General features: G+C 60.1%; 11 protein-coding genes. 9 read left to right on the top strand and 2 right to left on the bottom strand.

Features of this window, described 5'->3' with window-relative positions; all coding sequences use genetic code 11:
* The first annotated feature begins 172 nt into the window (after positions 1-172).
* From AC3IT9_RS06285 to AC3IT9_RS06265, 5 genes are all read left to right on the top strand, one after another.
* The gene (locus AC3IT9_RS06285; RefSeq protein ID WP_489272419.1) at positions 173-1,300 is read left to right on the top strand and encodes a branched-chain amino acid ABC transporter substrate-binding protein; all 1,128 of its coding nucleotides are present in this window, start codon (positions 173-175) and stop codon (positions 1,298-1,300) included.
* A 232-nt stretch (positions 1,301-1,532) separates the two neighbouring features.
* A complete protein-coding gene (gene livH, locus AC3IT9_RS06280; protein WP_150727614.1) occupies positions 1,533-2,456 on the top strand; it encodes a high-affinity branched-chain amino acid ABC transporter permease LivH in 924 nt (307 codons plus the stop codon).
* Positions 2,453-3,709: a high-affinity branched-chain amino acid ABC transporter permease LivM gene (locus AC3IT9_RS06275; protein ID WP_150727615.1), complete on the top strand. Its 1,257-nt coding sequence runs from the start codon at positions 2,453-2,455 to the stop codon at positions 3,707-3,709. Before livH ends, AC3IT9_RS06275 begins: the two co-directional genes overlap by 4 nt.
* Entirely contained in the window at positions 3,706-4,473 is a 768-nt protein-coding gene (livG, locus tag AC3IT9_RS06270; protein WP_150727616.1) for a high-affinity branched-chain amino acid ABC transporter ATP-binding protein LivG, read from the top strand. Before AC3IT9_RS06275 ends, livG begins: the two co-directional genes overlap by 4 nt.
* Positions 4,474-5,175: an ABC transporter ATP-binding protein gene (locus AC3IT9_RS06265; protein WP_034146751.1), complete on the top strand. Its 702-nt coding sequence runs from the start codon at positions 4,474-4,476 to the stop codon at positions 5,173-5,175.
* Positions 5,176-5,373: 198 nt separating this feature from the next.
* On the opposite strand, the gene AC3IT9_RS06260 is transcribed toward AC3IT9_RS06265, so the two are convergent.
* The gene (locus AC3IT9_RS06260) at positions 5,374-6,282 is read right to left on the bottom strand and encodes a LysR family transcriptional regulator (protein WP_423502845.1); all 909 of its coding nucleotides are present in this window, start codon (positions 6,280-6,282) and stop codon (positions 5,374-5,376) included.
* A gap of 107 nt (positions 6,283-6,389) precedes the next feature.
* Between AC3IT9_RS06260 and AC3IT9_RS06255 the strand changes: the two genes are divergently transcribed.
* The 3 genes from AC3IT9_RS06255 to AC3IT9_RS06245 all read left to right on the top strand — a co-directional run bounded on the left by AC3IT9_RS06255 (position 6,390) and on the right by AC3IT9_RS06245 (position 9,474).
* Positions 6,390-6,986, top strand: a complete 597-nt coding sequence (locus tag AC3IT9_RS06255) for a short chain dehydrogenase (RefSeq protein WP_489272417.1) — start codon at positions 6,390-6,392, stop codon at positions 6,984-6,986.
* Between the two features lie 110 nt (positions 6,987-7,096).
* A complete protein-coding gene (locus AC3IT9_RS06250) occupies positions 7,097-7,765 on the top strand; it encodes a COG3650 family protein (RefSeq protein ID WP_150727618.1) in 669 nt (222 codons plus the stop codon).
* Between the two features lie 95 nt (positions 7,766-7,860).
* The gene (locus AC3IT9_RS06245) at positions 7,861-9,474 is read left to right on the top strand and encodes an NAD(P)/FAD-dependent oxidoreductase (protein ID WP_489272416.1); all 1,614 of its coding nucleotides are present in this window, start codon (positions 7,861-7,863) and stop codon (positions 9,472-9,474) included.
* A gap of 143 nt (positions 9,475-9,617) precedes the next feature.
* Here the strand turns inward: AC3IT9_RS06245 and AC3IT9_RS06240 are convergent, their stop codons facing one another.
* Positions 9,618-10,715, bottom strand: a complete 1,098-nt coding sequence (locus AC3IT9_RS06240) for a PLP-dependent cysteine synthase family protein (RefSeq protein WP_489273484.1) — start codon at positions 10,713-10,715, stop codon at positions 9,618-9,620.
* Between the two features lie 246 nt (positions 10,716-10,961).
* Between AC3IT9_RS06240 and nhaA the strand changes: the two genes are divergently transcribed.
* Positions 10,962-12,149: a Na+/H+ antiporter NhaA gene (gene nhaA, locus AC3IT9_RS06235; protein WP_489272414.1), complete on the top strand. Its 1,188-nt coding sequence runs from the start codon at positions 10,962-10,964 to the stop codon at positions 12,147-12,149.
* Positions 12,150-12,207: the final 58 nt, after the last annotated feature.

Genomic DNA, 12,207 nt, shown 5'->3' with positions numbered 1-12,207 from the left:
ACTTGCAGGTTTTGTCCCCCGGCGCCGCCTTCCCAGGCTGACAATCGGCGCTCTACACTGTACCGGTACAGTTGCCGAGGGGCTTTTCCGGGGAATGTCGCAGATATCTGACCCGGTTCTGCTGCTTTCGGCGCCAGGACTATAAAAACTACAACAGTAAGAGTGGAGCACTATGACTAAGGCTACTAAGCAGATTTCCAAACTGTTTGCCGCTATGGTTCTGGCCGGGGTTGCCAGCCATTCGTTTGCAGCTGATACCATCAAGATCGGCATCGCCGGCCCTAAAACCGGCCCTGTAGCCCAATACGGCGACATGCAGTTCAGTGGCGCCAAAATGGCCATCGAACAGATCAACGCCAAAGGCGGCGTAGACGGCAAGAAACTCGTAGCCGTTGAATACGATGACGCCTGTGATCCGAAACAAGCCGTTGCGGTCGCGAACAAGGTCGTCAACGACGGCGTCAAGTTCGTGGTCGGTCACCTGTGCTCCAGCTCCACTCAACCGGCTTCGGACATCTACGAAGACGAAGGCGTGATCATGATCACCCCGGCTGCCACCAGCCCGGACATCACCGCACGCGGTTACAAAATGGTGTTCCGCACCATCGGCCTGGACAGCGCCCAGGGTCCTGCCGCCGGTAACTACATTGCCGATTTCGTAAAACCGAAAATCGTTGCCGTCCTGCACGACAAACAGCAATACGGTGAAGGCATCGCCAGCGCCGTGAAGAAAACCCTGGAAGGCAAAGGCGTCAAGGTTGCCGTGTTCGAAGGCATCAACGCCGGCGACAAGGACTTCTCGTCGATGATCGCCAAGCTCAAGCAAGCCAACGTCGACTTCGTCTACTACGGCGGCTACCACCCGGAGCTGGGCCTGATCCTGCGTCAGTCTGCGGAAAAAGGCCTGAAAGCCAAGTTCATGGGTCCGGAAGGCGTGGGTAACGACTCCATTTCGCAGATCGCCAAGGACGCTTCCGAAGGCCTGCTGGTGACCCTGCCGAAATCCTTCGACCAGGATCCGGCCAACGTTGCCCTGGCTGATGCGTTCAAAGCCAAGAAAGAAGATCCAAGCGGTCCGTTCGTGTTCCCGGCCTACTCGGCTGTGACCGTGATCGCCGACGGCATCAAGGCTGCCAAGTCCGAAGACACTGCCAAAGTGGCTGAAGCCATCCACGCCGGCACCTTCAAGACGCCTACCGGCGACCTGAGCTTCGACGAGAAAGGCGACCTGAAAGACTTCAAATTCGTGGTTTACGAGTGGCACTTCGGCAAACCAAAAACTGAAGCCAAGCCTCAGTAAGGCGTTGCCTGACTGACTGCCAATAAAGCCCACGGCGTGCCGTGGGCTTTATTTTACGAACGTATTGGGCCGCGCTGGCGTGATCCGCCAGTCTCCCCACCTGAAAATCTCAAAACCGTCATCAGCGGTTCGCTGGCAAACCCCGAATTCGAAGTGGATGCAGATCCACGGGGCTCGGGCGGGAAAATGACTCCACCAGTGAAATGCGTATCAGGTTTTTAGGAGCGCTGTAATGCCTGACATCTATCACTTCTTCCAACAGCTGGTTAATGGTCTGACCATTGGCAGCACGTATGCCCTGATCGCCATCGGCTATACGATGGTTTACGGCATCATTGGAATGATCAACTTCGCCCACGGCGAGGTATACATGATTGGCTCCTACGTGGCGTTCATCGCCATCGCCGGGCTGGCCATGCTGGGACTCGACAGTGTTCCGTTGTTGATGACCGCCGCTTTCCTGGCGACCATCGTCGTCACCAGTGCCTACGGTTACAGCATCGAACGGATCGCCTACCGCCCCCTGCGCGGCAGCAACCGTCTGATCCCGCTGATTTCCGCCATCGGCATGTCGATCTTCCTGCAGAACACCGTTCTGCTGGCGCAAGACTCCAAGGACAAATCCATCTCCAACCTGATTCCGGGCAACTTTGCCTTTGGGCCAGGTGGTGCACATGAAGTGCTGATTTCCTACATGCAAATCGTGGTGTTCGTGGTGACCTTTGTCGCCATGCTCGGCCTGACGCTGTTCATCTCCCGTTCTCGCCTGGGTCGCGCCTGCCGCGCCTGTGCCGAAGACATCAAGATGGCCAACCTGCTGGGTATCAACACCAACAACATCATTGCCCTGACCTTCGTCGTCGGTGCCGCACTGGCGGCCATCGCGGCCGTGTTGCTGAGCATGCAATACGGCGTGATCAACCCGAACGCCGGTTTCCTGGTCGGCCTCAAGGCCTTCACCGCCGCGGTACTGGGTGGTATCGGCAGCATCCCCGGCGCCATGCTCGGCGGGATCGTGCTGGGGGTGGCGGAAGCCTTTGGTGCCGATATTTTCGGCGACCAGTACAAGGACGTCGTGGCGTTCGGTCTATTGGTTCTGGTGTTGTTGTTCCGGCCAACCGGCCTGTTGGGCCGTCCGGAGGTTGAGAAAGTATGACTAGGAATCTTAAACAGGCACTGTTCAGTGCCTTGCTGGTGTGGGCCGTCGCCTACCCGGTACTGGGTCTGAAGTTGACCATCGTCGGCATCAACCTCGAAGTTCATGGCACCAGCGACGCCACCCTGATCACCATCGCCGTGTGCTCGGTGCTGATGTTCCTGCGCGTACTGTTCGACCAGCAAATCAGCTCGGCCTGGCGTTCCTCGCCGAGCATGCCGCTGATTCCGGCCAAGGCCAGCAACTTCCTGACCCTGCCGACCACCCAGCGCTGGATCATCATCGCGCTGATCGCCGGCGCGCTGGTCTGGCCGTTCTTCGGTTCCCGCGGGGCGGTGGATATCGCGACGCTGGTGTTGATCTACGTGATGCTCGGCCTCGGCCTGAACATCGTGGTCGGCCTGGCCGGTCTGCTCGACCTCGGTTACGTCGGCTTCTATGCCGTCGGCGCCTACAGTTATGCCCTGCTGTCTCATTACTACGGCCTGAGCTTCTGGATCTGCCTGCCGATCGCCGGGATGATGGCGGCCACTTTCGGCTTCCTGCTCGGTTTCCCGGTACTGCGCCTGCGCGGTGACTACCTGGCGATCGTGACCCTGGGCTTCGGTGAAATTATCCGTCTGTTCCTGCGTAACCTGACCGACATCACCGGCGGCCCGAACGGCATCAGCAACATCGAGAAGCCGACGTTCTTCGGCCTGACCTTCGAACGTAAAGCCGCTGAAGGCCTGCAGACGTTCCACGAGTACTTCGGCCTGGAATACAACTCGATCAACAAGGTGATTTTCCTTTACCTGGTCGCATTGTTCCTGGCGCTGTTCGCACTGTTCGTCATCAATCGCTTGCTGCGCATGCCCCTGGGTCGTGCGTGGGAAGCGCTGCGTGAAGATGAAATCGCCTGCCGTGCGTTGGGTCTGAACCCGACGATCATCAAGCTTTCAGCCTTCACCCTGGGCGCCTGCTTCGCCGGTTTCGCCGGCAGCTTCTTCGCCGCGCGTCAGGGCCTGGTGACACCGGAGTCCTTCACCTTCATCGAGTCGGCGACCATCCTCGCCATCGTTGTGCTGGGTGGCATGGGCTCGCAACTGGGTGTCGTGCTCGCCGCCACAGTGATGATCCTGTTGCCGGAAATGATGCGTGAGTTCAGTGAGTACCGCATGTTGATGTTCGGCGCCTTGATGGTGCTGATGATGATCTGGCGTCCTCAAGGTCTGCTGCCCATGCAACGCCCTCACATGGAGCTGCGCAAATGAGCCGCGAGATCCTGAAAGTAGAAAATTTGAGCATGCGCTTCGGCGGCTTGCTGGCGGTCAATGGCGTAGCCCTGAGCGTGAAGGAAAAACAGGTCGTGGCACTGATCGGCCCCAACGGCGCCGGCAAGACCACCGTGTTCAACTGCCTGACCGGCTTCTACAAGCCGAGCGGCGGCAGCATCCTGCTCGATGGCGAATCGATCGAGGGCCTGCCCGGCCACAAGATCGCCCTCAAGGGCGTGGTGCGTACCTTCCAGAACGTGCGGCTGTTCAAGGACATGACCGCGGTCGAGAACCTCTTGATCGCCCAGCACCGTCACCTGAACACCAACTTCCTGTCCGGCCTGTTCAAGACCCCGGCGTTCCGCAAAAGCGAACGCGAGGCCATGGACTTTGCCGAGTTCTGGCTGGAAAAGGTCAACCTCAAGGAGTTCGCCAACCGTCCGGCCGGCACCCTGGCCTACGGTCAGCAACGTCGCCTGGAAATCGCCCGCTGCATGATGACCCGCCCGCGGATCCTCATGCTCGACGAACCGGCCGCCGGCCTGAACCCGAAGGAAACCGAAGACCTCAAGGCGCTGATCAGCGTGCTGCGTGAAGAGCACAACGTGACGGTGCTGCTGATCGAACACGACATGAAACTGGTCATGAGCATTTCCGACCACATCGTCGTGATCAACCAGGGCACCCCCCTGGCCAACGGCACGCCGGAACAGATCCGCGACAATCCTGAAGTGATCAAAGCCTACCTGGGGGAAGCGTAAATGCTGCAGTTCGAAAACGTTTCCACCTTCTACGGCAAGATCCAGGCCCTGCACAGCGTCAACGTCGAAGTCCGCCAGGGCGAAATCGTGACCCTGATCGGTGCCAACGGTGCCGGCAAGTCCACGCTGCTGATGACGCTTTGCGGTTCGCCGCGCGCCCACAGCGGCAGCATCCGCTACATGGGTGAGGAACTGGTCGGCCAGGACTCCTCGCAGATCATGCGCAAGAGCATCGCCGTGGTACCGGAAGGTCGCCGGGTGTTTTCCCGCCTGACCGTGGAAGAAAACCTGTCCATGGGTGGCTTCTTCACCGCCAAGGGCGATTATCAGGAACAGATGGACAAGGTTCTCGGACTTTTCCCACGCCTGAAAGAACGCTTCAGCCAGCGTGGCGGCACCATGTCCGGCGGCGAACAGCAAATGCTCGCCATCGGCCGTGCGCTGATGAGCAAGCCCAAGCTGCTGCTGCTCGACGAGCCTTCCCTGGGCCTGGCACCGATCATCATCCAGCAGATCTTCGACATCATCGAACAACTGCGCAAGGACGGTGTGACGGTGTTCCTGGTCGAGCAAAACGCCAACCAGGCGCTGAAGATCGCTGACCGTGCCTACGTTCTGGAGAACGGCCGGGTGGTGATGCAAGGCACCGGTGAAGCACTGCTGACCGACCCGAAAGTGCGCGAAGCGTACCTCGGTGGTTGAGCCATTGCGGTAAACAAAAAAACGGCCTTTGCGGGCCGTTTTTTTATATCTGCCACAACCTCGCTAACAATGAAGATCCATTGTGGGAGCGGGCTTGCTCGCGAATGCGGGGCATCAGCCAACATTAAGGCTGAATGTGAAACCGTATTCGCGAGCAAGCCCGCTCCCACAGGGTTTGTGTCGTGCCAGGCTTTAACGTTAAAGCCGGTCCAACGCCTCCCCACTACGCTTGAACCACCCAATCAAATAATCCGCCAGTACCTGCGTGCGCTTGGGCAAACCGCCCTGATACGGATGCACCAGGTACATCGGCATGCTGCGGGTCTGATAGTCGCGCAGGAGCCATCGTAAACGCCCATCGGCCAATTCTGTTGGCAAACAGTAGGACGGCAGGCGCGCAATACCGGCGCCGACCAGTGCGGCTTTCTTCAACAGGTTGTAGTGGTTGCTGGCGAACGGCCCCGACACCCGCACCCGCAACAACTCGTGCTGCTGGTGATACAGCCATTCTTCGCGACCGCTGTAATGGCTGTTGAGCAGGCAACGATGCTCGGCCAGCGCCTGGGGTGTTTGCGGTTCACCGTATTGCTCCAGATAGGCCGGGCTGGCACAGGTCAGCTCTTGCCACGCCAGCAGTGGGCGCGCCACCAGTCGCTGGTCAATGGCCACGTCGGAACGAATTGCCAGATCGAAGCCGTCGCGAGACAGTTCGCGGTAGCTGTTGTTGAGCTCCAGTTCGATCTGTACCTGGGGATACTTGGCGGAGAACTCCAGCAACAGGCCATCGAAGAAGGTTTCCCCGAGCGACACCGGTACCGTCATCCGCACCGGGCCGGCCATGTCGTCCTTCAGACGCGCCAGGGCCTGGCGCGCCCGCTCGACTTGCACCACCAGCGCCTGGGCCTGTGGCAACAACGCAGCACCGGCCGCGGTCAGACTCAAGCGGCGAGTGGTACGTTGCAACAGCACCACGGAGAACCGCGCTTCCAACTGGCTGATGCGCTTGGACAGCTGGCCTTTGCTGCAACCGAGCTGCTGCGCCGCCAGGGTGAAACTTCCCGCTTCGATCAGTACGGCGAACGCGGCCAGGTCATCCATCTCGCTCATGGATTGTTTCCATTTGAAAACCAAAGGTTGCCTATTAGTGCGCTTATCTACGGAAAAAACCACCCTAAACTGATACCTCGTTCAACCCACAACGAGGATCAGCCTCCATGAAAATTCTTTTGATCGGCGCAAACGGCACCATCGGTTCGGCAGTCGACAAGGAACTGTCGCAACGCCACGAAATCATCCGCATCGGCCGCACCAGCGGCGACTTTCAGGTGGACATCAGTGACAGCGCCTCGATTCGCAAACTGTTCGAGCAGACCGGCAAATTCGATGCACTGGTGTGTGCCGCCGGCAACGTGACCTTCGCACCGCTCAACGAAATGACCGAAGAGAGCTTTGCCCTGGGCCTGAAAGACAAGCTCATGGGCCAGGTCAACCTGCTGCTGATCGGCCGCGAGTTCGCCAATGACCGCGCATCGTTCACCTTCACCACCGGCGTGCTCAGTCACGATCCGATCTACAGCGGTGCCTCGGCAGCACTGGTCAACGGTGCACTGGACAGCTTCGTCCGGGCCGCCGCCATCGAACTGCCGCCCGGCTTGCGCGTGAACTCGATCAGCCCGAACGTCCTCGTCGAAGCCATGGGCAAATACGCGCCGTACTTCCGTGGCTTCAAGCCGGTTCCCGCGGCAGATGTGGCTTTGGCCTACGCCAAAAGCGTGGAAGGCCTGCAAACAGGTCAGACCTTTCACATCTGAAGATAAAAAATCGCAACCTGCGTCAGCGCCAATACAAAGTGGAGACGATAACGGGTTGTGATGAACGGTCAGGCTGAGTAACGTGGCGGCACTTGTCAGGAGACCCCAAGATGCGTGTTGCCCGTTCCTTAGTCCTCGTTGCCCTGCTTCCGCTTTTCGCCGCTTGCCAGCTGTTCGAGGGTGAACGGCAGAGCGACTCCCATATCGGCCAGACACGCATGCAAGGCCAGTTGACCGCGGCAGACGGCAAACTGCTGTTCCAGCCGTGCAACCAGGCAAACCGCTACGTGGTCAACGACACGGGCGGTACCAGCGTTCTGCAGCAGGCCGCAAACCTGGCGGACAAGCAGGGCAAGCTGTTTGCCGACGTGCGCGGGCGGGTTGTGGCAGGCAGCGGTGGTGACGGCCGGCTCGATCTGGAGCAGTTGTACCGCGTCGAGCGCTCGAGCAACGCGTGCGAGGATCCGAATTTCAAGCTGCTGATCCTGCGCGCCGCCGGCCACACTCCGCAGTGGAGCGTGAAAGTCAGCGGCAAAGGCATGGTCCTCGACCGGGCTGGCCAGCCGCCGTTGGCCGTGCCTTACGTCGAGGAGCAACTGGGCGATGGCCGTTTCAACCTCAGCACCGAAGCCAACAACCAGCACATCGAACTGTGGGTTGCGCCGCAACGTTGCGTCGACAGCAGCACCGGCAGCATCCAGCACATGAGCGCCGAACTGCGCATCGACGGTCAGGTACAGCGCGGCTGCGGGTATTTCGGCGGATCGCGCGACGACTGATCGTTTAAGCCTCACGGGCCTGCGCCTTTGAGGCTTATAATCGCGGGCTTCAAACGCCCTGGCGCAGTTGTGCGCCCCGCGAACCGGATCCCGCCATGTTACGAATCACCGAACTCAAGTTGCCGATCGACCATCCCGAAGAAGACCTGCGCCCTGCCATCGTGCAGCGCTTAGGGCTTGCCAGCGATGATCTGCTCGATTTCACCTTGTTCAAGCGCAGCTACGATGCGCGTAAAAAGTCCTCCGAACTGTGCTTCATCTACACCATCGACCTTGAAGTTCGCGATGAGGCGGCGGTGCTGCACAAGTTCGCCGATGACCGTAACGTCAGCGTGGCGCCGGATGTCAGCTACAAAGCGGTAGGCCAGGCGCCGGTCGATTTGAGTGCGCGTCCGATCGTCGTCGGCTTCGGTCCGTGCGGGATTTTCGCCGGGCTGCTGCTGGCGCAAATGGGCTTCAAGCCGATCATCCTCGAACGCGGCACCGAAGTACGCCAGCGCACCAAGGACACCTGGGGCCTGTGGCGCAAAAGCGTACTCAACCCGGAATCCAACGTGCAGTTCGGTGAAGGCGGCGCGGGGACATTCTCCGACGGCAAGCTCTACAGCCAGATCAAGGACCCGAAATTCCTCGGCCGTAAAGTCCTGCACGAATTCGTCAAGGCCGGTGCCCCGGAAGAAATCCTCTACGTCAGCAAGCCGCACATCGGTACGTTCCGCCTGACCGGCGTGGTGGAAAACATGCGTGAGCAGATTCGCGCCCTGGGCGGTGAAGTGCGCTTCCAGCAGCGTGTCACCGACGTATTGATCGAGGACGGCCAACTGGTCGGCGTCGAGCTCAACGGCGGCGAGCAGATCCACTCCAGACACGTGATCCTGGCCCTCGGCCACAGCGCCCGAGACACCTTCCGCATGCTCCACGGCCGTGGCGTATTCATGGAAGCCAAGCCGTTCTCGGTGGGTTTCCGCATCGAACACCCACAGTCGCTGATCGACCGTGCGCGCCTGGGCAAGTACGCCGGCCACCCGAAACTGGGCGCCGCCGACTACAAACTGGTGCACCACGCCAAGAACGGCCGTTCGGTCTACAGCTTCTGCATGTGCCCGGGCGGCACCGTGGTGGCAGCGACTTCCGAGCCGAACCGCGTGGTTACCAATGGCATGAGCCAGTACTCGCGTAACGAGCGCAATGCCAACTCCGGCATCGTCGTCGGCATCACCCCGGAAGTCGATTATCCGGGCGGCCCGCTGGCCGGTATCGAGTTGCAGGAACGCCTGGAATCCCACGCATTCGTGCTGGGCGGCAGCAACTACGAAGCGCCGGCGCAATTGGTCGGCGATTTTATCGCGGGCAAACCGTCCACCGAACTGGGCAGCGTCGAGCCGTCCTACAAGCCGGGCGTTGCCCTGGGTGATCTGGCGCTGGCGCTGCCGGCGTTCGCCATCGAAGCGATTCGCGAAGCCCTGCCGGCGTTCGAGAAGCAGATTCGTGGTTACTCGCTGCACGACGCGGTGTTGACCGGGATCGAGACCCGCACCTCCTCGCCGCTGCGCATTACCCGGAACGAGGCGTTGCAGAGCCTGAACGTGAAGGGCTTGTTCCCGGCCGGTGAAGGTGCGGGATATGCGGGCGGGATTCTGTCGGCGGGTGTTGACGGGATTCGCATTGCCGAGGCTGTGGCTCGGGATATCCTCGGTATCGAGGCCTGATACACACCATCTGAAACAATACAAAACCCTGTGGGAGCGAGCCTGCTCGCGATAGCGGTAAATCAGTCAACATATGTGCTGAATGTTATGCCGCCATCGCGAGCAGGCTCGCTCCCACATTAGTACTCAGTGTCTGAAAGATCTCAGATATTGGCGCGCAGAACCGAGTCTGGCAGCAGCTCACCCCGCTCCACCGTCGCCGCCACCGCAGCCATCAAACCACTCAGCTCATACCCCTGAGCCTTGAGCCAGTCCTGATCGTAATAGGTCGTGGCATAGCGCTCGCCGCTGTCACACAGAATCGCCACCATCGACCCCGTCTCCCCCGCCGCCTTCATGTGCTGGGCGGCCATCAGTGCGCCGATCAGGTTGGTCCCGCTCGATCCGCCCACATGCCGTCCCAGACGCTCCGCAAGGTAGTGCATGGCCGCCAGTGACAAGGCATCCGGCACCTTGACCATCGCGTCGATCACCTTGGGCAGAAACGACGCTTCCACGCGCGGCCGGCCAATGCCTTCGATCCGCGAGCCGTGGTCCAGTCGCAGGCTGGCATCGCCGGTCTGGTAGTAATCGAAGAACACCGAACGCTCGGCATCGGCACACAGCACGCGGGTGCCATGCTGGCGATAACGCACGTATCGGCCCAGGGTGGCCGTGGTGCCGCCGGTACCGGGGCTGGAAATCAGCCAGCTCGGCTCGGGATGCTGCTCGAAACGCATCTGCTGAAAGATCGACTCGGCAATGTTGTTGTTTGCCCGCCAGTCGGTGGCGCGCTCGGCGTAGGTGAACTGGTCAATGAAGTGCCCGTCGTGTTCGCGAGCCAGGCGCTCGGACTCGGCGTAGATCTGGGTCGGATCGTCTACCAGGTGGCTTTGGCCACCGTAGAAGGCAATTTGCGCGATCTTTTCCTTGGACGTGGTCGCCGGCATCACCGCAATGAACGGCAAGCCCAGCATGCGCGCGAAGTACGCTTCGGAAATCGCCGTCGAACCGCTGGAGGCTTCAATGACCGGCGCGCCGGGTTTAAGCCAGCCGTTACACAGCGCATAAAGGAACAGCGAACGGGCCAGACGGTGCTTGAGACTGCCCGTGGGGTGGCTGGATTCATCCTTGAAGTACAACTCGATGCCCGGAAAACCTGGCAGCGGCAAGGGGATCAAGTGGGTGTCGGCGCTGCGCTGGAAATCGGCTTCGATGATCCGGATCGCTTCGCGGGACCACTGTCGATTGTCGCTCATGATGGTTTTCTCGTTGAATCGGGCAGGAGTCGGCCTTTAACAAGGCTCATCCAACAAGCTTAGGAAAAAACCTGCATCCAGCACAGGTACAGCTGAGATCCAATACGCCCGGCAACTGCTAGGCTCAGGTCGGTGCTGGCGGATCACTCTGTAACGACATATAACAAAAAAGAATATAACTTTTGTTTTAACAACTAACAGTACTTGTTAGGGTGTAACACCTTTTGAATTCACAGATGGAGAGCGACCTTGCCTCTGCGTAGCACTTTCACGCGTTTCTTTCAGTTGGAAGCTGCCAGCGGTCTGTTACTGATCGCCGCTGCCGTTCTAGCTCTGATTATCAACAACTCGCCGCTGTCGTGGCTGTACAACGGCCTGCTGGACACCCCCGTGGTGGCGCAGATCGGCGCACTGAAAATCGCCAAGCCGTTGCTGCTGTGGATCAACGACGGCCTGATGGCGCTGTTCTTCCTGCTGATCGGCCTGGAAGTGAAGCGCGAAGTCCTCGACGGCCAGTTGTCCAAACCGTCGCAAATCGTCCTGCCCGGCGCCGCCGCCATTGGTGGAATGGTGGTGCCGGCGCTGATCTACTGGTACCTCAATCGCGACACGCCACCGGCCCTCAACGGCTGGGCAATCCCGACCGCCACCGACATCGCTTTCGCCCTTGGCGTGCTGGCGCTGCTGGGCAAACGGGTTCCGGTATCGCTGAAACTGTTCCTGATGACCTTGGCGATCATCGACGACCTCGGCGCGATCATCATCATTGCGATCTTCTATTCCGGCGCGTTGTCGACCCTGTCCCTGGCGCTGGCCGCGACCTGTATTGCGGCGCTGATCGGGATGAACCGGCTTGGCGTGGTCAAGCTCGGGCCGTACATGATCATTGGCTTGATCCTCTGGGTCTGCGTGCTCAAGAGCGGTGTCCACGCCACGCTGGCCGGCGTGACCCTGGCATTCTGCATTCCGCTGCGCACGAAAAATGCCGAGCCTTCGCCATTGCTGACCCTGGAACACGCCCTGCATCCGTGGGTCGCCTACGGCATCCTGCCGCTGTTCGCATTTGCCAATGCCGGCCTGTCCCTGAGCGGTGTCACCGTCGAAAGCTTCACTCACCACGTCCCCATGGGTATCGCCATCGGGCTGCTGCTGGGCAAGACCGTCGGAGTCTTCGGGCTGACCTGGCTGGCCGTCAAAACCGGTATCGCCGCCCTGCCCCAAGGTGCCAATTGGGGCCAGATACTGGGCGTGGCGATTCTCTGCGGCATTGGTTTCACGATGAGTCTGTTTGTCGGCTCGCTGGCCTTTGAGCCGGGCGTGAGTGATTTCGCCGGGATGGACCGCATGGGGATCTTGACCGGTTCGATTCTGGCCGCGCTGATCGGTTATGTGGTGACGGCGATGGCGAGCCGCAAGAACACCGCGCTGGCCTCCTGATAAACCGCGATAACGCCTGGCGCCAATCAAGACTCGCCTGAGCTGAAAAACAAAAAAC

This window comes from Pseudomonas sp. KH_046_1 (genome assembly GCF_057839025.1).
Note: the sequence above shows the minus strand (reverse complement) of the source record. Positions and strands in the feature narration are given on the sequence as shown.

What these genes read in the sequence shown, in the direction of transcription:
- AC3IT9_RS06275 (WP_150727615.1), top strand. Translation starts at nt 2,453, where the DNA reads ATGACTAGGAATCTTAAACAGGCACTGTTCAGTGCCTTGCTGGTGTGG.
- AC3IT9_RS06245 (WP_489272416.1), top strand. Translation starts at nt 7,861, where the DNA reads ATGTTACGAATCACCGAACTCAAGTTGCCGATCGACCATCCCGAAGAA.
- AC3IT9_RS06265 (WP_034146751.1), top strand. Translation starts at nt 4,474, where the DNA reads ATGCTGCAGTTCGAAAACGTTTCCACCTTCTACGGCAAGATCCAGGCC.
- AC3IT9_RS06285 (WP_489272419.1), top strand. Translation starts at nt 173, where the DNA reads ATGACTAAGGCTACTAAGCAGATTTCCAAACTGTTTGCCGCTATGGTT.
- AC3IT9_RS06250 (WP_150727618.1), top strand. Translation starts at nt 7,097, where the DNA reads ATGCGTGTTGCCCGTTCCTTAGTCCTCGTTGCCCTGCTTCCGCTTTTC.
- livG (WP_150727616.1), top strand. Translation starts at nt 3,706, where the DNA reads ATGAGCCGCGAGATCCTGAAAGTAGAAAATTTGAGCATGCGCTTCGGC.
- AC3IT9_RS06260 (WP_423502845.1), bottom strand. Translation starts at nt 6,282, where the DNA reads ATGAGCGAGATGGATGACCTGGCCGCGTTCGCCGTACTGATCGAAGCG.
- livH (WP_150727614.1), top strand. Translation starts at nt 1,533, where the DNA reads ATGCCTGACATCTATCACTTCTTCCAACAGCTGGTTAATGGTCTGACC.
- AC3IT9_RS06255 (WP_489272417.1), top strand. Translation starts at nt 6,390, where the DNA reads ATGAAAATTCTTTTGATCGGCGCAAACGGCACCATCGGTTCGGCAGTC.